28 protein-coding genes are annotated in these 24,622 nt (G+C 54.4%); 9 read left to right on the top strand and 19 right to left on the bottom strand.

Annotated elements, in window-relative coordinates; genetic code table 11:
* Nucleotides 1-132: 132 nt before the first annotated feature.
* From fusA to fkpA, 8 genes are all read right to left on the bottom strand, one after another.
* Complete coding sequence (fusA, locus tag ABT56_RS05545; RefSeq protein ID WP_047877870.1) at nucleotides 133-2,229, bottom strand: elongation factor G; 2,097 nt, start codon at nucleotides 2,227-2,229, stop codon at nucleotides 133-135.
* 93 nt (nucleotides 2,230-2,322) lie between these two features.
* Complete coding sequence (gene rpsG / locus ABT56_RS05540) at nucleotides 2,323-2,793, bottom strand: 30S ribosomal protein S7 (protein WP_047877869.1); 471 nt, start codon at nucleotides 2,791-2,793, stop codon at nucleotides 2,323-2,325.
* Nucleotides 2,794-2,888: 95 nt separating this feature from the next.
* The gene (gene rpsL / locus ABT56_RS05535) at nucleotides 2,889-3,263 is read right to left on the bottom strand and encodes a 30S ribosomal protein S12 (RefSeq protein ID WP_005595139.1); all 375 of its coding nucleotides are present in this window, start codon (nucleotides 3,261-3,263) and stop codon (nucleotides 2,889-2,891) included.
* Between the two features lie 179 nt (nucleotides 3,264-3,442).
* Nucleotides 3,443-3,736, bottom strand: a complete 294-nt coding sequence (tusB, locus tag ABT56_RS05530) for a sulfurtransferase complex subunit TusB (RefSeq protein WP_047877868.1) — start codon at nucleotides 3,734-3,736, stop codon at nucleotides 3,443-3,445.
* Between the two features lie 19 nt (nucleotides 3,737-3,755).
* A complete protein-coding gene (tusC, locus tag ABT56_RS05525; RefSeq protein WP_047877867.1) occupies nucleotides 3,756-4,112 on the bottom strand; it encodes a sulfurtransferase complex subunit TusC in 357 nt (118 codons plus the stop codon).
* A 9-nt stretch (nucleotides 4,113-4,121) separates the two neighbouring features.
* Complete coding sequence (gene tusD, locus ABT56_RS05520; RefSeq protein ID WP_047877866.1) at nucleotides 4,122-4,514, bottom strand: sulfurtransferase complex subunit TusD; 393 nt, start codon at nucleotides 4,512-4,514, stop codon at nucleotides 4,122-4,124.
* Entirely contained in the window at nucleotides 4,511-5,233 is a 723-nt protein-coding gene (locus ABT56_RS05515) for a helix-turn-helix transcriptional regulator (protein ID WP_047877865.1), read from the bottom strand. The genes tusD and ABT56_RS05515 overlap by 4 nt, the downstream gene beginning before the upstream one ends.
* A 244-nt stretch (nucleotides 5,234-5,477) precedes the next feature.
* Nucleotides 5,478-6,290 carry an FKBP-type peptidyl-prolyl cis-trans isomerase gene (gene fkpA, locus ABT56_RS05510; RefSeq protein WP_047877864.1) on the bottom strand — a complete coding sequence of 271 codons (813 nt, stop codon included), beginning with the start codon at nucleotides 6,288-6,290 and terminating at the stop codon, nucleotides 5,478-5,480.
* A 178-nt stretch (nucleotides 6,291-6,468) separates the two neighbouring features.
* On the opposite strand from fkpA, the gene ABT56_RS05505 reads away from it, so the two are divergent.
* On the top strand, nucleotides 6,469-7,446 hold the full coding sequence (locus tag ABT56_RS05505; RefSeq protein ID WP_047877863.1) for a WD40 repeat domain-containing protein: 978 nt from the start codon (nucleotides 6,469-6,471) through the stop codon (nucleotides 7,444-7,446).
* A 4-nt stretch (nucleotides 7,447-7,450) separates the two neighbouring features.
* Complete coding sequence (locus ABT56_RS05500; protein ID WP_047877862.1) at nucleotides 7,451-7,672, top strand: SlyX family protein; 222 nt, start codon at nucleotides 7,451-7,453, stop codon at nucleotides 7,670-7,672.
* An 87-nt stretch (nucleotides 7,673-7,759) separates the two neighbouring features.
* Here ABT56_RS05500 and slyD read toward each other — a convergent pair whose 3' ends face one another.
* The 4 genes from slyD to kefG all read right to left on the bottom strand — a co-directional run bounded on the left by slyD (nucleotide 7,760) and on the right by kefG (nucleotide 11,047).
* Nucleotides 7,760-8,326 (bottom strand): peptidylprolyl isomerase, encoded by a 567-nt coding sequence (gene slyD, locus ABT56_RS05495; RefSeq protein ID WP_047877861.1) that lies wholly within the window; start codon nucleotides 8,324-8,326, stop codon nucleotides 7,760-7,762.
* Between the two features lie 74 nt (nucleotides 8,327-8,400).
* The gene (locus ABT56_RS05490; RefSeq protein WP_047877860.1) at nucleotides 8,401-8,640 is read right to left on the bottom strand and encodes a YheV family putative zinc ribbon protein; all 240 of its coding nucleotides are present in this window, start codon (nucleotides 8,638-8,640) and stop codon (nucleotides 8,401-8,403) included.
* Between the two features lie 36 nt (nucleotides 8,641-8,676).
* Nucleotides 8,677-10,485, bottom strand: a complete 1,809-nt coding sequence (gene kefB / locus ABT56_RS05485) for a glutathione-regulated potassium-efflux system protein KefB (protein WP_047877859.1) — start codon at nucleotides 10,483-10,485, stop codon at nucleotides 8,677-8,679.
* Nucleotides 10,475-11,047 carry a glutathione-regulated potassium-efflux system ancillary protein KefG gene (gene kefG, locus ABT56_RS05480; protein WP_047877858.1) on the bottom strand — a complete coding sequence of 191 codons (573 nt, stop codon included), beginning with the start codon at nucleotides 11,045-11,047 and terminating at the stop codon, nucleotides 10,475-10,477. Before kefG ends, kefB begins: the two co-directional genes overlap by 11 nt.
* A gap of 206 nt (nucleotides 11,048-11,253) precedes the next feature.
* On the opposite strand from kefG, the gene ABT56_RS05475 reads away from it, so the two are divergent.
* The 5 genes from ABT56_RS05475 to ABT56_RS05455 all read left to right on the top strand — a co-directional run bounded on the left by ABT56_RS05475 (nucleotide 11,254) and on the right by ABT56_RS05455 (nucleotide 15,982).
* On the top strand, nucleotides 11,254-13,176 hold the full coding sequence (locus ABT56_RS05475) for an ABC transporter ATP-binding protein (RefSeq protein WP_047877857.1): 1,923 nt from the start codon (nucleotides 11,254-11,256) through the stop codon (nucleotides 13,174-13,176).
* 57 nt (nucleotides 13,177-13,233) lie between these two features.
* On the top strand, nucleotides 13,234-13,692 hold the full coding sequence (locus tag ABT56_RS05470; RefSeq protein WP_047877856.1) for a TIGR02444 family protein: 459 nt from the start codon (nucleotides 13,234-13,236) through the stop codon (nucleotides 13,690-13,692).
* Nucleotides 13,689-14,663, top strand: coding sequence for a hydrolase (locus tag ABT56_RS05465; RefSeq protein ID WP_047877855.1), 975 nt, complete (start codon nucleotides 13,689-13,691; stop codon nucleotides 14,661-14,663). The genes ABT56_RS05470 and ABT56_RS05465 overlap by 4 nt, the downstream gene beginning before the upstream one ends.
* 107 nt (nucleotides 14,664-14,770) lie before the next feature.
* Entirely contained in the window at nucleotides 14,771-14,989 is a 219-nt protein-coding gene (locus ABT56_RS05460; protein WP_047877854.1) for a YheU family protein, read from the top strand.
* A 123-nt stretch (nucleotides 14,990-15,112) separates the two neighbouring features.
* The gene (locus tag ABT56_RS05455; RefSeq protein ID WP_047877853.1) at nucleotides 15,113-15,982 is read left to right on the top strand and encodes a phosphoribulokinase; all 870 of its coding nucleotides are present in this window, start codon (nucleotides 15,113-15,115) and stop codon (nucleotides 15,980-15,982) included.
* 101 nt (nucleotides 15,983-16,083) lie between these two features.
* Here ABT56_RS05455 and ABT56_RS05450 read toward each other — a convergent pair whose 3' ends face one another.
* The gene (locus ABT56_RS05450) at nucleotides 16,084-16,488 is read right to left on the bottom strand and encodes an OsmC family protein (protein WP_047877852.1); all 405 of its coding nucleotides are present in this window, start codon (nucleotides 16,486-16,488) and stop codon (nucleotides 16,084-16,086) included.
* A 263-nt stretch (nucleotides 16,489-16,751) separates the two neighbouring features.
* Here ABT56_RS05450 and crp point away from each other — a divergent pair, with 263 nt between their 5' ends.
* Nucleotides 16,752-17,384, top strand: coding sequence for a cAMP-activated global transcriptional regulator CRP (gene crp / locus ABT56_RS05445; protein WP_027250650.1), 633 nt, complete (start codon nucleotides 16,752-16,754; stop codon nucleotides 17,382-17,384).
* A gap of 180 nt (nucleotides 17,385-17,564) precedes the next feature.
* Nucleotides 17,565-17,747, top strand: a complete 183-nt coding sequence (locus ABT56_RS05440; protein ID WP_047877851.1) for a hypothetical protein — start codon at nucleotides 17,565-17,567, stop codon at nucleotides 17,745-17,747.
* Between the two features lie 23 nt (nucleotides 17,748-17,770).
* Here the strand turns inward: ABT56_RS05440 and ABT56_RS05435 are convergent, their stop codons facing one another.
* From ABT56_RS05435 to trpS, 6 genes are all read right to left on the bottom strand, one after another.
* Nucleotides 17,771-18,565: a DUF1338 domain-containing protein gene (locus ABT56_RS05435; protein ID WP_047877850.1), complete on the bottom strand. Its 795-nt coding sequence runs from the start codon at nucleotides 18,563-18,565 to the stop codon at nucleotides 17,771-17,773.
* Between the two features lie 79 nt (nucleotides 18,566-18,644).
* Complete coding sequence (gene astD / locus ABT56_RS05430; RefSeq protein ID WP_047877849.1) at nucleotides 18,645-20,120, bottom strand: succinylglutamate-semialdehyde dehydrogenase; 1,476 nt, start codon at nucleotides 20,118-20,120, stop codon at nucleotides 18,645-18,647.
* Between the two features lie 10 nt (nucleotides 20,121-20,130).
* On the bottom strand, nucleotides 20,131-21,141 hold the full coding sequence (gene astA, locus ABT56_RS05425) for an arginine N-succinyltransferase (protein ID WP_047877848.1): 1,011 nt from the start codon (nucleotides 21,139-21,141) through the stop codon (nucleotides 20,131-20,133).
* Between the two features lie 107 nt (nucleotides 21,142-21,248).
* Nucleotides 21,249-22,466 (bottom strand): aspartate aminotransferase family protein, encoded by a 1,218-nt coding sequence (locus ABT56_RS05420; protein WP_047877847.1) that lies wholly within the window; start codon nucleotides 22,464-22,466, stop codon nucleotides 21,249-21,251.
* Between the two features lie 419 nt (nucleotides 22,467-22,885).
* Entirely contained in the window at nucleotides 22,886-23,464 is a 579-nt protein-coding gene (locus ABT56_RS05415; RefSeq protein ID WP_047877846.1) for an aminodeoxychorismate/anthranilate synthase component II, read from the bottom strand.
* Between the two features lie 112 nt (nucleotides 23,465-23,576).
* A complete protein-coding gene (trpS, locus tag ABT56_RS05410) occupies nucleotides 23,577-24,593 on the bottom strand; it encodes a tryptophan--tRNA ligase (RefSeq protein WP_047877845.1) in 1,017 nt (338 codons plus the stop codon).
* Nucleotides 24,594-24,622: the final 29 nt, after the last annotated feature.

Genomic DNA, 24,622 nt, shown 5'->3' with positions numbered 1-24,622 from the left:
TTCAAATTTTTCTTTAGACACGATCGTGTTCCTTCCTAGTTGTGATACGCCCCATTGAAATAAAATGATGGGGCGCGTCAGAAGTTGCTATTTTATGCGCCAACAGCCATTGGCGCAATATAGATATTGCGATTAACCGCGTTCTGCGATGATGGCATCGGCGACATTCTTTGGTACATCAGCGTATTCGCTGAATTCCATAGAGTATGACGCACGACCCTGAGTCGCTGAACGCAAGTCAGTTGCGTAACCAAACATTTGCGAAAGAGGCACTTTGGCACGGATAATTTTCAGGCCAGCTGGGCCTTCATCCATACCTTCGATCATGCCGCGGCGACGGTTAATGTCACCAACAACATCACCCATCCAGTCTTCCGGAGTGGTTACTTCAACTTTCATCAATGGCTCAAGGATAACAGGTTCTGCTTGTAGCGCACCCTTCTTGAATGCCATAGAACCGGCAATCTTAAATGCCATTTCGTTGGAATCGACGTCATGGTAAGAGCCGTCGAACAGGGTTGCCTTGACATCCAGTACAGGATAGCCCGCAAGCACACCGTTGTTCATCTGCTCTTCGATACCCTTAGCAACAGCACCAATGTACTCTTTAGGTACCGCACCACCAACGACTTCATCCACGAACACGAAACCTTCATCAGGCTCCGATGGTTCGATTTTCAGCCATACGTGACCATATTGACCGCGACCACCTGACTGGCGCACAAACTTCCCTTCCACTTCCGTTTTACCACGGATAGTTTCACGGTATGCAACCTGAGGCTTACCAACGTTACATTCAACGCTGAATTCACGCTTCATACGATCAACGATGATATCCAGGTGAAGTTCACCCATACCCGAGATCAATGTCTGGCCAGATTCTTCATCCGTTTCAACACGGAATGACGGGTCTTCTGCGGCTAGTTTACCTAGCGCGATACCCATTTTCTCTTGGTCAGCCTTAGAACGAGGCTCAACAGCAATCTGAATTACAGGCTCTGGGAAGTCCATGCGCTCGAGGATCACTTTATGATCGCCGTCACACAGAGTATCACCCGTTGTCACGTTTTTCAGACCGATTGCTGCTGCAATATCACCAGCACGGATTTCTTTGATTTCTTCACGCTTGTTGGCATGCATCTGTACGATACGGCCAAAACGCTCGCGCTTCTCTTTTACAGAGTTGTAGACACTGTCACCAGAGTTTACAACACCAGAGTAAACGCGCATGAAGGTCAAGCTACCAACGAATGGGTCGGTTGCGATCTTGAACGCAAGCGCTGAGAATGGTTCATCATCGCTAGAGTGGCGTTCAACTTCTTCACCGTTTTCGTCTTCACCACGGATAGCTTTCACTTCTGTCGGCGAAGGCAGGAATTCGATAACTGCATCAAGTACAGCCTGAACACCTTTGTTTTTGAATGCTGAACCACAAGTTGCAAGCACGATTTCGTTGGCGATAGTACGCTGACGAAGGCCGGCTTTGATTTCAGCTTCAGACAGGTCGCCTTCTTCAAGGTACTTGTCCATCAGCTCTTCAGACGCTTCGGCTGCGGCTTCAACTAGGTTCTGACGCCATTCCTCGGCAAGTTCCATCATGTCAGCCGGGATGTCTTCATAGGTAAATGACATACCCTGATCAGCTTCATCCCAGTTGATTGACTTCATCTTGATAAGGTCAACAACGCCTTTGAATTCGTCCTCAGCACCAATGTTTAGCTGGATTGGCACAGGGTTAGCACCAAGACGGTTCTTGATCTGGTCGACAACACGCAGGAAGTCAGCACCAGCACGGTCCATCTTGTTTACGAAAACCATACGCGGTACTTCGTATTTGTCAGCCTGACGCCATACGGTTTCAGACTGCGGCTCAACACCCGAAGAACCACAGAAAACAACAACGGCACCGTCAAGCACACGCAATGAACGCTCTACTTCGATAGTAAAGTCAACGTGTCCAGGGGTATCGATGATATTTACGCGGTGTTCTGGGAACTGAGCTTCCATACCACGCCAGAAGGTCGTAGTGGCAGCAGATGTGATAGTGATACCACGCTCCTGCTCCTGCTCCATCCAGTCCATGGTAGCAGCGCCATCGTGAACCTCACCGATCTTGTGAGATAAGCCTGTATAAAACAGGATACGCTCGGTAGTGGTTGTCTTACCGGCGTCAACGTGAGCACAAATACCGATGTTACGGTAGCGCTCGATAGGCGTTTTACGAGCCACGGCAGTATCCTCTTGCTAAGGGGAACCTTAGAGTATGGTTTAGGCACAGCAGGCAAAGCCTGCTGTGCCCAAGTGGTATTACCCGGTAAGTGATTACCAGCGGTAATGTGCGAACGCTTTGTTCGCGTCTGCCATACGGTGAACGTCTTCACGTTTCTTAACAGCAGAACCTTTGTTGTCAGCTGCATCTAGCATTTCTGCTGCAAGACGCTGAGCCATAGATTTTTCACCACGCTTACGCGCAGCTTCAACCAACCAACGCATAGCTAGTGCGTTACGACGTACTGGACGTACTTCTACAGGCACCTGGTAAGTTGAACCACCCACACGGCGAGATTTAACTTCTACCGCTGGACGTACATTTTCAAGAGCTTTTTCAAATACTGCTAGGTGTTCTTCACCTGACTTTTCAGCCATTGCATCAAGTGCAGTGTAAACAATCTTTTCAGCAGTAGATTTCTTACCGTCAACCATTAGGATGTTAACGAATTTTGCCAGCAATTCAGATTTGAACTTAGGATCTGGAAGGATCTTACGCTGACCGATTACGCGACGACGTGGCATGGAATTTCTCCGTTGTCTTCTTCAGGTTATCCAAAACTTTTCAGTTTCTTCAAAAATCAAATAATTTAGTGTTTGGCCTTACTTAACGGAATCCATTAAGACTTAGGACGCTTCACACCGTACTTAGAACGAGCTTGTTTACGGTCGTTTACGCCAGCACAGTCAAGTGCACCGCGAACAGTGTGGTAACGAACACCTGGAAGGTCTTTAACACGACCACCACGGATAAGAACAACTGAGTGCTCCTGAAGGTTGTGACCTTCACCGCCGATGTAAGAAGTTACTTCGAAACCGTTTGTTAGACGAACACGGCACACTTTACGTAGTGCTGAGTTAGGTTTCTTAGGAGTAGTAGTGTATACACGAGTACATACACCACGCTTCTGTGGGCACGCTTCTAGTGCAGGCACGTTGCTTTTTACAACTTGCTTAGCACGTGGCTTACGTACCAACTGGTTAATAGTTGCCATTAAATAGCTCCTGAAAATATTACTTTCGTAAATGTGAAAAATCCGCCTCCCAACAACAGGAGGACGCGAAATTTTAGGCATCGCACCTAGAGGTGTCAAGATGTAACCAACGATCAATCAGATGATCATTTCTTGAACAGAAGAATTTTAGCCCTATACCGGGCGTTCAACAACGGGATTCAGTCCCATTTCATCTGTGATTCATGCTCAACGGTAAGCGACACAAATCCTTTATAATCAACAATATGAATCTCACCATTGGTGTCAGCACCGAAACCTCGAGCGGCCAAGTCAGGCTCGAGTAAATAAATTTTTACGCCAGCATTCTCAAAGTCAGTAAACCAACGATTTGTATCTGTTATCGCCACAACTGCATCTTGGATCAGCAATATTGCATCACCTTCGGCCAATAAAGAGCGACATTGAGCGAATGAATGACTAGAAAACGGGGAGCGAGTCAGGATATGTAACATAGCGACGGGGTCTCTTGATTCAGAATGTCAACACGCGCTGACAGCCATGCAGTACGTCACGAAAACGCACTGATTCGCACACTTCGGCCTCAATCAGCAACTGAGCCGGTTCAATACCGCGCTCACGCAGCGATGCCGCGCAAACATACACCTGCTCAATGTCGTATAGTTCGAACAATTTGAAAGCAGCCCCGTAATCACGGGACAAGACCTGTCCCGGCTGCTGCCCTTTGAGGATTTGAAATACGCCGTCACCATGGAAAAACACGGCAATATCCTCACTGTAAGCGGAAGCGGCCAATATGGCATCTTGCCCCTCACGCCCCGCCGCAGTCCCGTGCGGTACAGAACGAAAAACAAAACCCAATGTGTTCATTTTTGGCTCCTAAAACTGAATGACGCGATCGGCACTGAGCAGCGACTCAGCCAAGCCGCCAAGACCTGCTTGCTCGAAACCGGAGGCAAGGTTATTACCCGGCAGCTGGTTCTGCTCGGCTTCAAGCTCGCTCACCACCCCACGCCGCAAAGCCGCGGCGACGCATGTCTGAAGCTCCACGCCATATTCAGCGGCAAGTGCCTGCCAGCCCGCAACAAGGTCAAACTCATCAGAAGCCGGCGCAGTCAGGGCTGACCCGTTATGCACCCCATCCTGATAGAAAAAAACCCGCGACAGGGTATGCCCCTCTTCGATCAGAGCGAGGGCAAACTGGTACGCCGTTCTGGCCGATTGGGTGCCGTAGGCCGGCCCCTGCACCAACAAGGCATAGTTGAGACTCATTTTTCGCCGTCCTCGGTCTTACGCTGACGGATATAGAGGTAAACCGTATGCTTGGAGATATTCAGACGATCAGCGACGCGGTTAATCGCATCTTTGATATCGAAAATCCCCTTGTCGAACAGCTCCATTACGATTTGGCGGTTCTTGGCATTATTCGACACGTTCTTGTCAGCGTTGATTTCCTCGATGGTACGCTCGACCGTCTGGTCCACCAATTCGTCGACATCACTGGCAAAGTTCACCGATGAGGCAGCCTGCTTGGCTTCGTCTGTCGGCATGAAAGACTGCAGGATCTGGGAGAACGGCGCGTCCAAGTTAACATTGATACATAGCAAGCCAATGATATTGTTCTCGCCGTTGCGGATCGCGATGGTGATCGACTTCATCAAGTCGCCGCCCTTGGCGCGGGTAAAGTAGGCGCGGGAGAAGTTGCGCTCCGAGCCCTCGATATCGCGCAGCATCCGCAGCGCCAGATCAGTGATCGGCGACCCGACTTTACGACCGGTATTCTCACCGTTGGCGATCTTAATCGCAGAGGTATTCAAGTCAGCCAATGAATGCAGAACAATTTCACAAAACGGGCCAATCAACGCGGCAAGCCCGTCAACCACAGCTTCATAAGAACGCAGGATAATATAATCGTGCTCGCTAAACGCACGGGGCTCAATCAGGTCACTCTCGACCATGACGTCAGAGCCAAAGTTATCAGTAGATACCACGAGTCTTTTCTTCCTTGCTCATTCCCATTTTATTTAGCTTCCGGCCACTGGGTGGAACTCAGTGAAATTAAATAGAATGGGCTATAGCCACGGCACGGTACCGCACGCTATAAAGTTTCAAATCTTGCTAGCAAGTTTATCAGATTTATGACAGGTGCCAGAAGTCTTCTTGTTACAGAACTCTGCACTGTTATAAAAAAACCCGGCGTTATGCCGGGTTGTTTAGTTCAAAGTGTCCCAAGTTTTACTGTGCGGCTTGCTCTGGCGCGCTTGGCTTATCCGCTTTAACGATGTCCAATAGCTCAACTTCGAACTTCAATGTTGAGTTAGCAGGGATGCTTGGGTTTGCCTGTGAGCCGTAAGCCAACTCAGGCGGGATCACGAACGTGAACTTAGAGCCTACAGGCATCAGCTGTACGCCTTCGGTCCAGCCAGCAATCACTTGATTCAACGGGAAGGTCGCAGGCTGGTTGCGCGCGTATGAGCTATCGAACTCAGTACCGTCAATCAAAGAGCCCTTGTAATGAACCTTCACGGTATCGGTTGCAGCAGGCTTGGCACCCTTGCCTTCAGTATCAATATGGTACAGCAGACCAGTGTCAGTCTTCACCACGCCGTCTTTCTTGGCAAATTCAGTACGGAACTCTTCACCTGCCTTCAGGTTCTTCGCGGCTTCTTCCTGAGCTTTCTTCTGCACCATGTCTGATACGCGCTTGTCCAAAGCCTGCAACGTCTGCTGAGTTTCCTCATCGGTCAAACGGCTGTTGTCAGCAAAGGCATCTTTCACACCGGCAAGAACTTGCTCGCGGTTCAAAGACAGACCCAGTTCGTTCTGCTGCTCAAGGTTCATCGCAAGGTACTGACCAAATGACGCACCGATAGCATAAGCGGCTTTGTCATCTTCAGATGCAAATGCTGCCGCCGGTGCCGCTTCAGTGGCAACCTGCTCTACTTTCGCAGGCTCTGCCGGCTTGGTCTCTGCAGCTTTTTCATCTTGGCAGCCAACAGCAAGAAGAATGGTTGCCGCCAAAACGGACATCTTAAGAACAGGTTTCATGTAACTCTCCATCATTTATACTGAGGGAATACCTCAAAATTCGTATTCACTTTCCCCAATCTATAGGAAATGCGCTTTATATCAATATACTAACACTCACCTTATTGATTGACTGCGCTAACAGTGAATTAATAAGGCATCTCGTTTTATTAGCAGGGCAAATCGGAACCAGACTTGAATGCGAACACTCAAACGCGTATCCATGCTTATTGTGGCACTAATCACCCTAACTGGCTGTTTTTTTTCCTCTCAGGAACAACAACGCTGGGTATTAGCACCCGAGGGAGCAACCAGTTTCAGCCTCAGCCGCGAAGGGCGCTTTGCCCTGTACCATACGGCCTTACAAGGTATCGTGCTGTGGGACTTACAGCAAAACAAAAAGTTAGCTGATTTTGGTTCTCAAGATCAATATCACAATACCGTGCTGCACAGCCACCTATCCGACAACGGCCGCTACGCGATCACCGCCACCGCCAAGAGCTTCGCGGTCTGGGACTTAGCCTGGGGGCGCTCTGAAGGCTTATGGTCAATATCCGACGGACTCATTCGCGATATCACTATCGCCAACAACGGTCAGCATGTCCTCCTCGCGCTGTCCAACGGCAAGGCCTTGTATGTCGACTTGGGCACCGGACGACGACTAGAGTTCCTTGCCCACCAAGAAAAAGTTAATTCCGTTGCCCTCTCGGCCAACGGACGGTTCGCCCTTTCCGGCGGCAACGACCACCATGCCTACCTCTGGGATACCCGCAGCGGTCAGATCCTCTATGATTTCGCCCATAAAAGCCGGATCAGCCGGGTGGCACTTCATCGTGACGGCATACTGGCAATGACGGCCGACGGTGGCAACGAGGTCACTATCTGGAACCTATTTGACGGCACCAAGCAAACCGACCTTGATCTCGCCTTGCGCCAGCAGAATTTGTCCAGCGCCCGTTTTTCGGCGGACGGCAGCAAGCTGGTCACGGGGACCCCCGCCAAAAGAATCGAGCTGTGGGATACCCAAACCGGCCAGAACCTCGGCCGCTGGGAGGCGGCGGGGCAACAGGATACTCGATCGTCTACGGCAGTCGTGTATGATGTCGCCATTACTCCAGAGGGCAACGTGATCTCTGGCACTTCAGCAGGTATCGCCCAACAGTGGGCGGTGGAATAACGTGATGACCGAACTCGAACAACTCAAAGCCCGTATCGATGAACTGGAAATGAAACAGGCTTTTCAGGAACAGACCATCGACGATCTTAACGAAGCCCTGACTGCGCAGCAGTTTTTGATCGACAAGATGCAGACCCAGATGAAATTCATGGTCGGCAAGGTCAAGGGCATGGAGCCGTCTAATATGGCCTCAGAGTCGGAAGAAACCCCTCCTCCGCATTATTGATGCGGGGTGGGTTTACGGCCGACCCGCTATAAATTGCAGACAATAAAAAAGGAAGCCCTTGGGCTTCCTTTTTTCTATCACAGAGGCTTAGTGCGAGCAGCAACCGCCGTGACCTTCGCCGCCGCAGCAGCCTTCGTCTTCATGACCGTGGTCGTGGTCACCACAACCACCGCCGCCACAGCAACCGCCACCTTGGTGGATGTGGCCGTGAGCGATTTCTTCTTCAGTTGCTTCACGTAGTGCAACAACTTCAGCAACGAATGTCAGAGTCTGGCCAGCCAGCATGTGGTTGCCATCAACAACAACGAAATCGCCGTCAACTTCGGTTACTTCAACAGGAATTGGACCCTGATCAGTATCTGCTAGGAAACGCATACCCACAGTGATCTCGTCAACGCCCTGGAATACTTCAGCAGGTACACGCTGAACCATCTCGTCCATGTGCTCGCCGTAAGCATCTTCAGGAGCAACAGTCACTTCAAACTTGTCGCCAGCTTCACGGCCTTCAAGCGCGTTTTCCAAACCTACGATCAGGTTGTTGTGACCGTGCAGGTAATCAAGCGGTGCATCGACAGTTGACTGGTCAACCACTACACCATCTTCAGTTTTCACTTGGTAAGCCAGGCTTACTACGATGTCTTTAGCGACTTTCATGTTTACTCCAATTTTGAACTGGGTATCTAGGGATTTCGCCTGCATGATACCGGATAATGGCACATGGATGCCAACTATCTGTTTCGGGTGAGGTCACCCTTTTCGTCGTCGGGCTTGAAGATCCCGATAACCTGCTGTTTGGTCTGAGCTGAAAGTTGCCCGCTTTGCTCGACAGATTGCGGGGCTCGAAGATCATGATGGCCACAAGCCACACATTCCACCCGCTCAATATCGTGCTCCTGCCACCAGCGCAATGTATCTTGCTGCTTGCAGGCCGGACACACCGCTCCGGCGATAAACCGTTTCTTGGTCATTGTGCTCCTTGCCTCCTCAACGGTAACCGACCGAGTTCAATCCCAGTCATTGTGACGTTCGCGCTCGCCGCGCATTTCGCGGTCGAAAATCTCTTCCAGCTCTTTGCGCGCCTCCTTGGCCCGCGTCGCCAAATGGACATCCTCGGAATGCTGCGGCAACAAATCGCGCAGTGCCGTAGTATCCAACTTTCGAAAATGGGATTCGGCCCGCTTAGCTTGGTAAGGGTGCATACCCAAAGATATGAGGGCCTGACGTCCTAAATCAAGGGCACTGGCAAAAGTTTCGCGCGAAAAGCACTCAACCCCGTGGCTCAACAACTGGTGTGCCTCGACCCGGCTTCTGGCCCTGGCCATAATTTTAAGCTTGGGAAAATACCGCTGGCACAACGCCACGACTTCCATCACCTCACCCGGATCATCGGTACAGATAATAATCGCCTCGGCTCGGTCCGCGCCCGCCGCACGCAATAGCTCGACCTGAGTCGCATCGCCATAATAGACCTTGTAACCAAACTTGCGCAGAAACTGGATTTGGGTGGGGTCGCGCTCAAGAACCGTCACCCGGATCTTGTTGGCAAACAGCAACCGCCCCACAACCTGCCCAAAACGGCCAAAGCCGGTGATAATCACCCGTGGCTGGCGGTCAACGACGTCAGACTCGATCTGTTCATCTGAATCTGTCTTGAAACTGCGGACAAACCAGTAGTCCTGAACCTTTAGTACCAACGGCGTGGTCATCATCGACAGGCTTACCACCACCAGCAGAAAGGAAGACAACTCGGCCCCCAGCAACCCCTGTCCCATTGCGGCGGTAAACAGGACAAAGGCAAACTCGCCGCCCTGACTGAGGATCGCCGCCATCTGGCTACGGGCCTTGGCCTGGATCCCGAAACTACGGGCCAAGAGATACAGAACCAACCCCTTGACAGCAACAAGGCCGACAACGGCCAGCAGGATCTGCAACGGGTACTGCAGCAGTAAACCAAGATTAACCGCCATGCCCACAGAAATGAAGAATAGCCCAAGCAGCAACCCCTTGAACGGCTCGATGGCTATCTCCAACTCATGACGGTACTCACTCTCGGCAAGCAGCACCCCGGCCAAGAACGTACCCAACGCCATCGACAAGCCAAGCGACTGCATCCCAAGGGCAATCCCGACCACCAGCAGCAAGGCCGTCACCGTAAACAGCTCGCGGACATTGCTCATCACCACCCAGCGGAACAGCGGCCGCAGCAAAAAATGACCGCCAACCAGCAATACGGCAATACCGCCGACCATCCAAGCCAAGTCAACCCAGCTGCCGCCTCCGCCACCGGCCAACACGGGCAAAATCGCCAGCATCGGGATCACTGCGATGTCCTGAAACAGCAAGACGGCAAACCCTGCCTGCCCCGTATCGCTCCCCGCCAGCCCCTGCTCGTCTATCACCCGCAACGCGATAGCTGTCGACGACAGTGCCAACCCCATCCCGACCACAAGCGCATCAGCCCATGTCAGCCCCGGTAGCAGTGAGCGTCCGGCCACCATCATCGCCAAGGTGATCACCACGCTGGTCAACAGCACCTGGCTGCCACCCAGCCCAAGAATCGGCCCGCGCATCTGCCACAGCTTCTTGGGGTTGAGCTCCAACCCGATCAAAAACAGCAGCAACACCACCCCGAACTCAGAAAAGCGCAGTATCGCATCGACATCATCAATCAACCCCAACCCCCAAGGGCCGATGGCAATCCCGGCCAGCAGGTAACCCAGTACCGAACCGATACCAAGACGCTGGGCAATCGGCACGGCCACTACAGCCGCCGCCAAGAAAACCACGCTGACAGAAAGGATATCACCGGCCATCCCATCCCCCCTTAGGCACTACCGCCAGCGGATCACGGATCCAGTCACGGTAGGCCCGGGCATGGGCCGACCGTTCGGCTGCGGGGATCCGCCGAGCCCAATGCAATACCAGCGGCGGCAGCCAGTGCATCTGGCACAGGGCCGCGCTGAGTTCGAAGGGCTTGAGGATCTCGTCAACGCTGCAGCGATTGTAGCCATCGGGGGTGTAGGCTTCCGCCGCCCCCCCAGTGGTGATCACCGAGCGCCAGTACTTGCCTTGGGTATCATTCCCCTCGCCATGGGCAAAGCCCTTGCAGAGGATCACATCTATCCATTCCTTGAGGAGCGCGGGACAGGAATACATATACAGCGGATGCTGGAAAACCAGAACATCATGCTGGCGAACCCGCTCACGCTCGGTAGCCTCATCAATAAAGAAATCCGGATAGACCGCATACAGATCATGAAGTGTCACATTGGGCAGGGGCTCGACGGCTGCCAGCATCTCGCGGTTGGCGACCGAAGCAGCAGGATCGGGGTGGGCATAAATCACCAGTACACGCGGTGGGCCTTGTTGGGTCATAACAGTCCTTGTTGCTCGCGCCGCCCCTGAAAAACAGGGAACGGCAACGTTTTGTTAACCTTTATCCTCATAATACATAATCGGGTACAAATAGCACGGCCGCCACTGCCATCTTTGCAATTAGCAGTCCCCACCGCTTTCGGGTAGACTGCCGCACATATTGTTGTATTCAGTCTTTTGCGGAGCGGGACACCCCGGCACAGTCAATGATCACCTTTTCTGACATCCAACTCCTGCGCGGCGGCAAGGTCCTGCTGGACCAGGCCTCGGCGACCATTCATCCCGGCGACAAAGTCGGCCTTGTCGGCAAGAACGGCTGTGGCAAGTCCACCCTGTTCGCCCTGCTCAAGCACGAACTCAGCGTCGATGCCGGCAACTGCCAGTACCCTGCCAACTGGGAACTGGCCTGGGTTGCCCAGGAGACCCCGGCTCTCGAGCGCAGTGCCATCGAATACGTGATCGACGGCGACCGCGAGTACCGCCAATTGGAGGCCGAACTGGCTGCCGCCGAGGAGGCGGACAACGGCACCAAAGTGGCCGAGCTCCACGGCAAAATCGAAGCCATCGGCGGCTACAGCATCCGTGCCCGCGCAGCCGAATTGCTCGACGGCCTTGGTTTCTCGCAAGAGCAAATGAGCTGGTTCCTGACCCAATTCTCCGGTGGCTGGCGAATGCGCCTCAACCTGGCCCAGGCGCTACTATGCCGCTCCGACCTGCTGCTGCTCGACGAACCGACCAACCACCTCGACCTTGATGCCGTGATGTGGCTTGAGAAATGGCTGCAGGGATACCGCGGTACCTTGGTTCTGATCTCCCACGACCGTGACTTCCTCGACCCGGTCGTCAACCGGATCGTGCACATCGAAAACCAGACCATGAACAGCTATACCGGCAACTACTCGTCGTTCGAGACCCAGCGCGCCGAAAAGCTGATCCTGCAACAGGCGATGTACCAGAAGCAGCAGAAGCAAATGTCGCACATGCAGTCCTATATCGACCGCTTCCGCTACAAGGCCAGCAAGGCCCGCCAAGCCCAAAGCCGTATCAAGGCGCTTGAGCGGATGGAGAAGGTCCTTCCGGCCCAGTTCGACAACCCGTTCAGTTTCGAATTTCGCGAGCCATCGGCCCTGCCCAACCCGATCCTGATGATGGATCAGGTCGCCGCCGGCTACGGCGACAAACTGATCCTCGAGAAGATCCGCTTGAATCTGGTGCCGGGCAGTCGTATCGGCCTGCTCGGCCGTAACGGTGCGGGCAAATCCACCCTGATCAAGATGCTGGCTGGTGAGTTGCCGGCCAAGGCTGGCGACATGGCCTACTCGCAGGGTGTGAAGATCGGCTACTTCGCCCAGCACCAGCTCGAAACGCTGTACATGGATGACACCCCGGTCCAGCACATGGCTCGCCTCGCCCCGGAAGCGACCGAGCAGCAGTTGCGCGACTACCTCGGCAGCTTCGGCTTTGTCGGCGACAAGGCACTGGAAAAAGTCGGCCCGTTCTCCGGCGGCGAGAAAGCCCGCCTGGTGCTGGCCTTGATCGTATGGCAACGCCCGAACCTGTTGCTACTCGACGAACCAACCAACCACCTTGATCTGGATATGCGTCAGGCCCTGACTCTGGCCCTGCAGTCTTTCGAGGGGGCAATGGTCATTGTCAGCCACGACCGCTTCTTGCTCCGTGCAACCACCGATGACCTCTATCTGGTCCACGACCGTCAAGTCGTGCCATTCGATGGCGATCTCAACGATTACCATAAATGGCTGACCGAGCAGCAGCGCAACGAGCGACGCGAGCAGCAGGCTGCCAAGCCAGAGAGCAACAAGGACAACAGCGCGGCCTCCCGCAAGGAGCAAAAGCGTCTGGAGGCCGAATTCCGCAAGCTGACGGCCCCGCTGCGTAAGCAAGTCGACAAGCTCGACAAGCAGATGGAAAAACTCAGCGCAACCCTTGCGGATGCCGAGGCGCGTCTCGCGGATGCGACAATCTACGAAGCCGACAACAAAGCCCAGCTGACCGAGCAACTGCAGCGCCAGGCAGAATCCAAATCCCAGCTCGAAGACGTTGAGATGGAATGGATGGATCTGCAAGAGCAGCTCGAGGCGATGGAAGCCGAATTCAACCAACAGTAACCGCACAACCTAAGGGGGATGACACTGTCATCCCCCTTTTTTCTGGGAGACAGCACCATGCCGATAGAGCGATTGGATCCTTTGCGCTTCTGGCAATTTGCCATTGACCACTACCGCAGCCCTGGTGTCGAGCATGCCTGCCTCGTCTTGCAAGACCAATACCATGGCAACGTCAACCTCGCCCTGCTCCTGCACTGGCTCGATACCCAATCGCTGGCCCTGTCGACACAGGAAATATCGGTGCTGCTTGCCGCCCTGTCCGCCAGCGAACCATCCCTGCAAGCCCACCGTACCCGGCGACGGCAACTCAAACCCAGCCTGAGCAAAGAGCTGTACCGCTCGCTGCTCGACGAAGAGCTCCAGCTCGAGCAAGAACAGCAGCAATCGCTGATTGATGCCCTCTCCCCCATGGCACTCAGCACCACCCGGCATCCCCGCAACCTGTCAAACTATTGCCGCCTGCTGGCATTCCCTGCTAGCCTGATGCCATCACTGCAAGCTCAGGAGCGACTATGACCCCGTTCAAACCGGCCCTCGGATTACGCAACGCCCACCTCCAGACCCTGTTGCCCCGATTCATGCGCCGCTCACCGTTATTCGAGCCCATCACCCAACGCCTTGATACGCCAGACGGTGACTTCCTGGATTTAGCCTGGACCGCACAGCCTGACAGCTGCCACCAGAACCAACCGGTCATGATCCTGTTCCACGGCCTTGAGGGCAGCTTTCACAGCCCCTATGCCAACGGCCTGCTCCATGCTGCCGCTCAACAGGGCTGGCTCGGGGTGATGATGCATTTCCGCGGCTGCAGTGGCGAAATCAACCGCCTGCCTCGGAGCTACCATTCCGGCGAGACTGACGACGCGCGCTTTTTTCTCCGGTGGCTGCGCCAGCAACTCCCGACCCAGCCTTTCATGGCGGTGGGCGTTTCGCTCGGGGGCAACATGCTGGTCAACTATCTGGCTGAGTCCCAAGAGCAGAGTGATCTCCTCGCCGCACAGGTGATCTCGCCACCGCTTGATCTCGCTGCCTGCTCGACGCGGATCCAGCAGGGGTTCTCCAAGATCTACCAGCTATACCTGCTTAGCTCGATGAAACGTACCCTCGACCGCAAAATTAACACCCAGCCCGAGGCGATGCCCCTCGGTCAGGAGCAAGCAAGGAACATTCGTACCCTGTGGCAGTTCGACGAACAGGTTACCGCGCCGCTGCACGGCTTTGACGGTGCCAATGACTACTATCGGCGCTGCAGCGGGTTAGCGCGGCTTACAGAGATCACAACCCCGCTGCGGGTTATCCATGCCAAGGATGACCCGTTCATGACAGGGGCGGTGATCCCGTCTCATCCCCTTCCGCCGCACATCCACTATGATCTGGTCGACAACGGCGGCCATGTCGGTTTTGTGTCTGGCAGTTGGCACAAGCCTGCGCTATGGCTGGAAACGACTGTTCCCGAATGGTTCAGCCAAATCCTGAACCGCCGCTAGCCCAGTCCTGCTGGCGGATAGACATGGCAAGCGCAGGCAAGTAACAGCATTGCCAATAGGCGGGGCTTCCGGCAAGATACGGCTTTCCCCCCTTTAGGTAGCGTCCTATGATCATCCCCTGGCAAGATATTGACCCAGACACCCTAACTAACCTTATCGAGCACTTCGTCCTGCGCGAGGGAACCGACTACGGCGAGCGCGAGCTCAGCCTCGAAGAAAAGGTCGACCATGTCCGGGCCCAGCTCCGCAGCGGCGATGCCGTGATTGTCTTCTCCGAGCTCCATGAAACAGTAGATATCAAACTCCGCCATCAAATGGGCCACTGAAGCGCGCTCTCCCATAATGAGAAAATTGGGCGGAGGCTGTTGGCATTTTTGACGCCTCCGCTTGACCTAACCCCCGCACCCTGTTAATAACTCTTTCCAATAATGTTAACGACAGGGTTTGTCATGTCTGCAAAACATCCGATTATTGCAGTTACCGGATCGTCCGGTGCGGGCACCTCGACCACCTCCGAAGCCTTCCGCAAAATGTTCAACATGATGGGTATCAATGCCGCCTGGCTTGAGGGGGACAGCTTCCACCGCTTTACCCGCCCGGAAATGGACGTCGAGATCCGCAAAGCCAAAGAGCAGGGACGCCATATCAGCTATTTCGGCCCCCAGGCCAATGACTTTCCGCTGCTGGCCGGCTTCTTCGAACAGTACGGCAACGATGGCAGCGGCAAATTCCGCCGCTACCTGCATACCTTCGACGAGGCCGTTCCCTATAACCAAATGCCGGGCACCTTCACGCCTTGGCAAGATCTCCCCGAAAATACCGATGTACTGTTCTACGAAGGGCTCCACGGCGGGGTGGTCGACGGCGATGTCAACGCCGCTCAGCACGTCGACTTACTCATCGGCATGGTACCGATCGTCAACCTCGAGTGGATTCAGAAAATCGTCCGTGATACCCGGGATCGTGGCCATTCCCGCGAGGCGGTGATGGAATCTATCGTCCGCTCGATGGACGACTACCTCAACTACATCACTCCGCAGTTCTCGCGCACCCATATCAATTTCCAGCGGGTGCCGACCGTCGATACCTCCAACCCGTTCAGTGCCAAGGCCATTCCGAGCCTCGACGAGAGCTTCGTGGTGATCCGTTTCCGTGGGATCAAAAACGTCGACTTCCCGTACCTGCTGGCAATGATCCAAGGCTCGTTTATGTCTCGCCACAACAATCTGGTGGTGCCCGGCGGCAAGATGAGCTTTGCGATGGAGTTGATCATGAGGCCGCTGATCCAAAAACTGATCGATACAGGAAAGATTGGGTAGTACAAGGGATTAGGGCGATCGCCCAGAGCATAGGAAGGGACTAGCAACACAACAGTTAGGCAAAACAACGTGGCGGCGCAAAGGCCACCACGTTCAGGCGATCACGCCTCGACAACCTCGTAGGAATGGGTCATCTCGACCCCTTCCCCTAGCATCAGGCAAACCGAGCAGTACTTCTCCAGCGAATTGGCAACCGTCTCGGCCACGATGGCACTGTCGAGCCCCACACCGGTAACCACAAAGTGCAAGTTCACCGTGGTGAACAGGCGGGGTGCCTGATCGCGCCGGACCGAGCTGATCTGCGCCTCGCACGCCGTGATTTTCTGACCGGCTGACTTCAGGCCGTCCACCACATCCACTGAGCTGCAACCTCCGGCAGCCATCAATACCAGTTCCATCGGACTCGGGGCTTTTTCGCCACCATTACCGTCCATTACCACGCTATGGCCCGAATTTGACTGGCCTAAAAAGGTCATATTCTCGACCCATTTCACTCGCGATTGCATCGTGTTCTCCTTACTACAAACAGGGGGTTTTGGCACTATCTGGCAACTGTGTGATCATGTGCACACTTATGACTAGAAAATGGCCATTTCCGATAGATCAATATCAAGAAATACGCGCCGAAAAAAGATAAACTCTGAGCTAATTATTCAAGTTGACTTGCAGCCCGGCAGGTGACTGAATATCCTAAACGACGAACAAGAGGCCCAGCCTTGAATTATAGGGACGTCGTTGTTGGGCATTAAACGCAGAGGAAGTTAGTAATATGGTTCCAGGTAAACCTCAAACAGATCCAACTCTAGAGTGGTTTCTTTCCCATTGTCACATTCATAAATACCCTTCAAAGAGTACTTTGATCCATGCTGGCGAGAAAGCAGAAACCCTCTACTACATTGTAAAAGGTTCTGTTGCCGTCCTGATCAAGGATGAAGAAGGCAAAGAAATGATCCTGTCTTACCTAAACCAGGGCGACTTTATCGGTGAACTTGGTCTGTTCGAGGAAGGCCAGGAGCGTACCGCTTGGGTACGTGCGAAGACTCCGTGCGAAGTAGCTGAAATTTCATTCAAGAAATTCCGCCAGCTAATCCAAGTAAATCCGGATATCCTGATGCGCCTGTCTGCTCAGATGGCTCGTCGCCTGCAGGTAACCAGCCAGAAAGTTGGCGACCTTGCCTTCTTGGATGTAACCGGCCGTATCGCACAAACCTTGCTGAACCTTGCCAAGCAACCGGATGCAATGACGCACCCAGACGGCATGCAGATCAAGATCACCCGTCAGGAAATCGGCCAAATCGTTGGCTGCTCGCGTGAAACCGTTGGCCGCATCCTCAAGATGCTGGAAGAGCAGAACCTGATTTCTGCCCACGGCAAGACTATCGTTGTCTACGGTACACGCTGATAGCCACCATAATTGAAAAAAGCCGCACTAGCGGCTTTTTTTATGGCTGCAAATAAAAAATCGCTATAGCGAATAAGTTTGCAATAATTTTCACTATTTTTTCACTTGAATCCTGCCCAGCAAGTGCTACATTGCGCATATGGAATTTGTGCTTATACAACGTTGACCGGAGATTAAGATATGGATATCGAGCGTTTCTCCCCGCACCATACCACTTTTAGCCCTGCCGTGATTGCCCCGCTACCGACAACCGTCGAATTGACCGGCTTTAGCGGCAGCAGACACTACCTCGAACAACAAGAGCCGCCACGCCATAGCAGCCGCGGCTATGATCTGCCTCCCCTCGATAACATCAGCCACTGAACAACGCGGACAATCACGGTGATCTATTGGTGAGTACTCTCGAAAATTTTGTCGGCAGATGCCTCGACAAAACCAGAGAACAGCTCACCATCCTCATCAGGATAACGCTTGGCAAACTCGTAAAAGCCTCCGGGGATAGCATAGGTTCCATCACTGAACCCAACCTCGACCCGGTCGGCCATCGTGGACGATTGTTCAAGCATCACCTTGGCACTTCCCTTTACATCCCCGCCAGCCTCGTTAATCACAAAGCCATTGTGACGTAGCAGGTGGTTGACCTCCCGTACCTCAGTGAACTGCTCGAGATGGTTGAGGCTCACCGTGAAATGGTTGGCGCCAAAGCCATGGGCAGCCAGCCAACCGCCATACTCACTCTCTGCCAGCAGCAACTCATAAGTGGCAAAGTCCAGCTCCCACTGCCGTCCGCCATATAGGAAGGCCGGATCACGCAAGGACGTCTCCGGCATCTGGGCCACCAGCTCTCGTACCGTCTGCTGGAACAACGAGCTGAACTGCCCCACCATCAGCTCGCTGATAAACACCTTGGGAGCCAGCGGGTTGGGATGCTCGAAATGCTCGGCGTAGAGTTTCTTGCCCTCGAAACGGTAACGCCCCTTGGGTTGGTAGCCAATCGCAATGAAGGGAGCAGCCAAACGGTCAAGGCCCACCATCGGTAAATTGAACGTTCGTAGGGCAATGTGATCGTTATGCAGCGGCTCCTCCTCGGCTAGCAGATCGTGGATCTGCAATGCCGAGGGACAAAGGCGTGTGACATAGTCCTGCCACAGCCCGTTAAACAGTTGCTCTACCCTTTCCATGATGATGATATCCTCACGCTAGTCGGTTCGAGGGGAATCAACGCTCTCGTGGTAACTCGCGCTGGTTACAGAACGCACTCTAAAAAACGATACCCGGCGCCAACTTGTCGGGCAATTCTGCCTGCCCGCCCTCAAGCGTAGCCATCGGATAGGCACAATAGTCGGCGGCATAGTAGGCACTGGGACGCAGGTTGCCAGATGCGCCGGGGCCACCAAACGGCGCATCGCCACTCGCCCCAGTCAACGGCCGGTTGCGGTTAACGATCCCGGCCCGGATATGCTCGACAAAATACTGCCATTCGCCGTCATCCGTCGATATCAAACCGGCAGACAGCCCATAGCGGGTGTCATTGGCCATAGCGACGGCATCGGCCAAATTACGATAACGGGCAACTTGCAACAGCGGGCCGAAGTATTCCTCATCAGGCAGGGTGGCAATAGCACTCACATCGATAATACCCGGCGTCACAACCGCCCCTTGCCCGCGGGTTGAACGTAGCAGGGTTTTGCCCCCCAAATTCTCAAGATCGGACTGGGTACGGACAATCGCATCGGCAGCCTGATCGGAAATCTGCGGCCCCATAAACGGCGCCGGATGATCAAACGGCCCGCCAACCCGCAACTGGGACGCGACAGCGACCAGCCGCTCAAGCAGGGCATCACCGACCTCCCCACGAGGAAGATAAAGGCGGCGAGCACAAGTGCAACGCTGCCCGGCACTGAGAAAGGCCGACTGAATAATAGTGTAGACAGTGGCATCGAGCTCGCCACAAAATTCAGAGACAACCAACGGATTGTTGCCCCCCATTTCCAACGCCAGCATCTTGCCTGGCTGGCCGGCAAACTGGCGGTGCAACAGGTGGCCAGTATGGGCACTGCCGGTAAACAACAGCCCGTCGATACCACGGCTGGCCGCCAGGGCCTCGCCAACCTGCCTTGCCCCCTGTACCAAATTGATCACCCCATCAGGCAGCCCCGCCAACTGCCACAGCCGCATGACACGTTCAGCCACCTTCGGGGTAAGCTCTGAGGGCTTGAAAACCACCGTATTACCGGCCAGCAGGGCCGGGATAATATGGCCGTTCGGCAGGTGGCCGGGGAAATTATACGGCCCGAATACCGCCATTACCCCCAACGGCCGGTGACGCAGGACAGCCTGCCCACCTGCGATATCACGCCGCGTACTGCCGGCACGTTCATGGTAGGCACGCAGCGAAACCGCCACCTTGCCCGCCATCGCCGACACCTCAGTACGGGTTTCCCACAAGGGCTTACCCGTTTCCTCGGCAATCACCTCTGCCAACGCCTCGCTGTGCTCCGTCACCAAACGGCCAAAGCACTCCACGATTTCCTGACGGTTTTCCAAGTTCAGCCTACGCCAAGAAGGGAATGCCTCGCGCGCAGCGGCAACGGCCAGCTCAACCTGCTCCACACTTGCCGCCGCCCCTTGCCAAATCGACTCTCCGGTATAGGGATTAAAAGAAGCCAGCGTCTCGCCGCGGCCATCCAGCCATTGGCCCGCAATCCATAAACGTCCTTCGTTCCATTGGGACATACTTTTCTCCTTACTGGGTAATCAGACGAACCAGATCGCCCTGCTTAACCTGCAGGGCCTCGGCCATCTCAATTGTCACCACGGCCGCATCACGCAAAACATCCACCTCACCAGCCACCGCCCGGAATCCCTCAAATGACGTATTGGCAACAATGGCATCAATACCGCCTTGCGGCTGGCCGATCTCCACCCGGCATAGACGGGAGTGGCGAACCGACTCTATATTGCGAATATCGCACTCCACGGTCGGGCCCGCGTCAAAGATGTCGACATAACCACGGCAGGTAAATCCCTCTTGCTCGAGCAGGTGGAGTGCCGGGCGGGTCTTTTCATGAACATGGCCAATCACCGCCTGCGCCTCGGGGCTAAGCAGGTTGACGTAGATCGGCAGCTTGGGCATCAAGTCGGCAATAAACCCTTTTTTGCCAATCCCCGTCAGGTAATCGGCCAAAGTGAAGTCTATCGAGAAGAAATGCTCCTTGAGCCAGTCCCAGAACGGCGAGTTGCCGTCATCGTCGGAGACACCCCGCATTTCGGCGATCACCGTCTTGTCGAAACGGGCCGAATGCTGCGCCATCATCAGAAAACGGCATTTCGACAGCAACCTGCCATTGAGCCCCTCGCGCCATTGCGATCGAAGGAACAGAGTGCAAAGCTCACTGACCCCGGTGTAATCATTGCCAAAAGTCAGGACCTTGACGACATTATGGACATTGAGCCGGCGCGACGAATGAACGACGGTACTGAGGTGATAGGTATAAAACGGATTGTCGAGCCCTATTGCCGCCTCGATAGCCGTTGTGCCGGCCACCTCGCCGGTCTTGGTATCCTCGGCGACCATAAGATAGCCTTCCGTCCCCGGTGTAGATACCGATTTGGCAAAGCTCTCCTCGGAATGGGCTATTCGACCGGCCAAAATCTCCTCGTTGACCGGAAGCGATGTAAACCCGTGGCCGGACTCCTCGGCACAGGCCAAAAGCGCAGGCAAATCAGCCATTGTAATCGGACGTATAACCAGCATCGAACTCCCTCCTAATGCTATAGCAGCGCAAGCTGTCCCTCATCCCCTCCCGGCCTAACCGGGCCCCTACGGCACAACCGGCCGCAGTATCGACTAGCCAACGATTCTCACGATAAGTAAAGCTTGGCGACGGCCTGCTCGAAGCGAGTCATCCCGCAGTCAAACTCCTCCCGACTAATAACAAGTGACGGCGTGAAACGAACAACGTTAGCGCCCGCGACCAGTACCAGCAGCCCTTCTTCGCCGGCAGCGACCAATATATCCCTTGCTCGCCCCTGCCACTCGCTGTTAAGCGCGGCTCCGAGCAGCAGCCCCTTGCCGCGTACTTCGTCGAAAATTGGGTATTTGGCATTGATAGCCATCAGGGCATCGCGAAACCAATGCTCGCGTTCTTTGACCCCAGCCAGCACTTCTGGCTTGGTCACCTCGCCCACCACGGCCTCGGCGACAGCACATGCCAGCGGATTGCCGCCATATGTCGAACCGTGCGTCCCCACTTTGAGGTGCTTGGCCAAGGAGTCCGTCGTCAACATCGCCCCGATCGGAAAGCCAGCGCCCAGAGACTTGGCGGTACTGAGAATATCCGGCTCTACCCCGAGATCCTGATAGGCATAGAAACTGCCGGTACGGCCATTACCTGTTTGCACCTCATCAAAAATCAGCAGTGCCCTGTACTTGTCACACAGCTCCCGAACCCCCTGAACAAATTCAGACGTCGGTGAAATGATCCCCCCCTCGCCCTGCAGCGGCTCCATCATCACCGCACAGGTACGGTCAGAGATATGGGCTGCCAGCCCTTCGAGGTCATTGTAGGCAAGGTGAGTGACATCCCCTGGCTTGGGTCCAAAACCATCCGAATAAGCCGTCTGCCCCCCAACGGTGACCGTAAAGAAAGTACGACCGTGGAACCCCTGATGGAAAGCGATGATCTCCGACTTCTCAGGGCCAAATTGATCTGCGGCATAACGACGTGCCAGTTTAAGTGCCGCTTCGTTCGCTTCAGCCCCCGAATTGGCAAAGAACACCTTGTCGGCAAAGCTGTGCTCGGTCAGCAGACGGGCCAGACGCAACGCCGGTTCGTTGGTCATGACATTACTCAGGTGCCATAGCTTCCCCGCCTGCTCGGTAAGAGCGCTTACCATCACCGGTTGGCAGTGGCCAAGGCAGCTAACCGCAATCCCGCCAGCAAAATCGATATACTCCCGCCCATCCTGATCCCAGACCCGAGATCCCTCACCACGCACAGGGATCATCTGCATCGGTGCATAGCAGGGCACCATGACCTCATCGAATACCTGACGATCGACTTTCTGTTCCTTTGCCATAGTCATAATCCTTCTATAAAGCTTGCCCTAAGCATAGTATTTACATTTTATTAACCATTTCCAATAGCAGAAAATGTTTTTCTCTCTGGCTGGTATCTGGCCAACACAACAACATAGGTATATTTATGCGATATTACAGAAAAGTTATTAAGCACTTCGTGAGGAATACTGTTTTTCCTGCAAGGAAACAACAGCTAACCGTTCTCCGACTGCATAATCTTTCCTGCACTTAGAGGTTGGTTAAATGTTAAATAATTGACCGCGATCGCGATTTAACCAGAGGGGATCGGCATAAATGCGCTAAATATACCGGGGGGACAAAGAGATAAGTGACAAATAAACAGGGCGAGGCTACGGCCAACCGGCGGCACAGCACACCGCCGGTGAATGACGAGGGGAAAACGCAGTTAGCGCGGGGATCAGTGGCGATGGAGGAAATTAGCCAGCAGCTGGTGACCCTGCTCGGTCAGGATACTCTCAGGGTGGAACTGCACCCCCTCGATCGGCAGGCTCTTGTGGGCTATACCCATAATCTCATCAAACTCGCCGTCACGCTCGGTCCAGGCCGTCACCTCAAAACAATCCGGCAAGCTCTCGGCACGCACCACCAGCGAATGATATCGGGTCACCGTCAATGGCTGGTTAAGGCCGGAAAATACGCCTTTCCCAGTATGGACAACCGGCGAGGTCTTGCCATGCATCGCCTGACGGGCACGCACCACCTCCCCCCCGAAAACCTGGGCAAGTGACTGGTGGCCAAGGCATACCCCGAGGATCGGCAACTTACCCGCGAAATGGCGGATCGCCGCCAGTGAAATCCCGGCATCGTCAGGAGTGCACGGCCCGGGAGAAATAACCAGATGGCTCGGTGCCAGGGCCTCTATCCCGGCCAGATCAATCTCGTCATTACGCACCACCTTGACCTCAGCCCCCAATTCGCAAAAGTACTGGTACAGGTTATAGGTAAAGGAATCGTAATTGTCGATCATCAATAGCATGGGTCAGTCCACTCCCTGAAAAGTCAGCGGCTATTTTGCCGCTAGAGTGAGGAAAGGCAAGTCCAGACGAAAAAAAACCGGCCGAAGCCGGTTTTCCAATACACTGCAACGCTTACGGGCGAGCAACGAAACCCACTGCCGCGTAGGCTTTCTTGAGGGTCTCTGCCGCGCGTGCAGACGCTTTCTCGGCACCCGTCTTCATCACCTCATCGAGGTAGGCGCGGTCGGCACGAACACGGTGGTATTCAGCCTGAATAGGTTCAAGCATCGCCACAATAGCTTCGCCAACGTCTTTCTTGAACGGGCCGTACATCTCAACGCCGGCATACTTGGCTTCGATTTCGGCAAAGCTCATACCTGTTGCCGCCGAGTACAGGCCCATCAGGTTAGAGATACCGGCCTTATTCTCGATATCATGGGCAATACGCGGTGGTGTTTCCGCATCGGTCTGGGCCTTGTTGATCTTCTTGATGATCGACTTAGGCTCTTCCAACAGGGTAATCACGTTCTTGCGGTTGTCGTCCGACTTCGACATCTTCTTGGTTGCGTCCTGCAGACTCATCACACGGGCATTCACCGTTGGGATGTATGGCTCGGGGATGGTGAAGATCGGCTGCTCAGGCGAATAGATGTTGTTGAAACGGGTCGCGATATCACGGGCCAGCTCAAGGTGCTGCTTCTGGTCGTTGCCGACAGGCACTTGGTGTGCGCCGTATAGCAGGATATCCGCCGCCATCAGTACCGGGTAATCGAACAGGCCGGCGTTCACATCGTTCGCGTAACGCGCGGACTTATCTTTGAACTGGGTCATACGACTTAGCTCACCCATCTGGGTGTAGCAGTTCAGCAACCAGCCCAGCTGGGCATGCTCAGGGACATGTGACTGAATGAAAAGGGTGCTCTTCTTCGGGTCTACCCCCACAGCCAGACACACAGACAACGCGTCCAAGGTCGCTTCGTACAGTGCTTTAGGGTCTTGGCGCACAGTGATTGCGTGCAAGTCCACCACACAGTACTGGCAATCGTAATCATCCTGCATCTGTTCCCACTGACGCAGCGCACCCAGATAGTTACCGATACTCAATTCGCCAGAAGGCTGCACGCCGCTCAATACAATGGGTTTAGTCATGATGTGATGTTCCTATGTCACTCAGGGAA

This window comes from Photobacterium aquae (assembly GCF_001029445.1).
In the GTDB taxonomy this organism is placed as follows: domain Bacteria; phylum Pseudomonadota; class Gammaproteobacteria; order Enterobacterales; family Vibrionaceae; genus Photobacterium; species Photobacterium aquae.
Note: the sequence above shows the minus strand (reverse complement) of the source record. Positions and strands in the feature narration are given on the sequence as shown.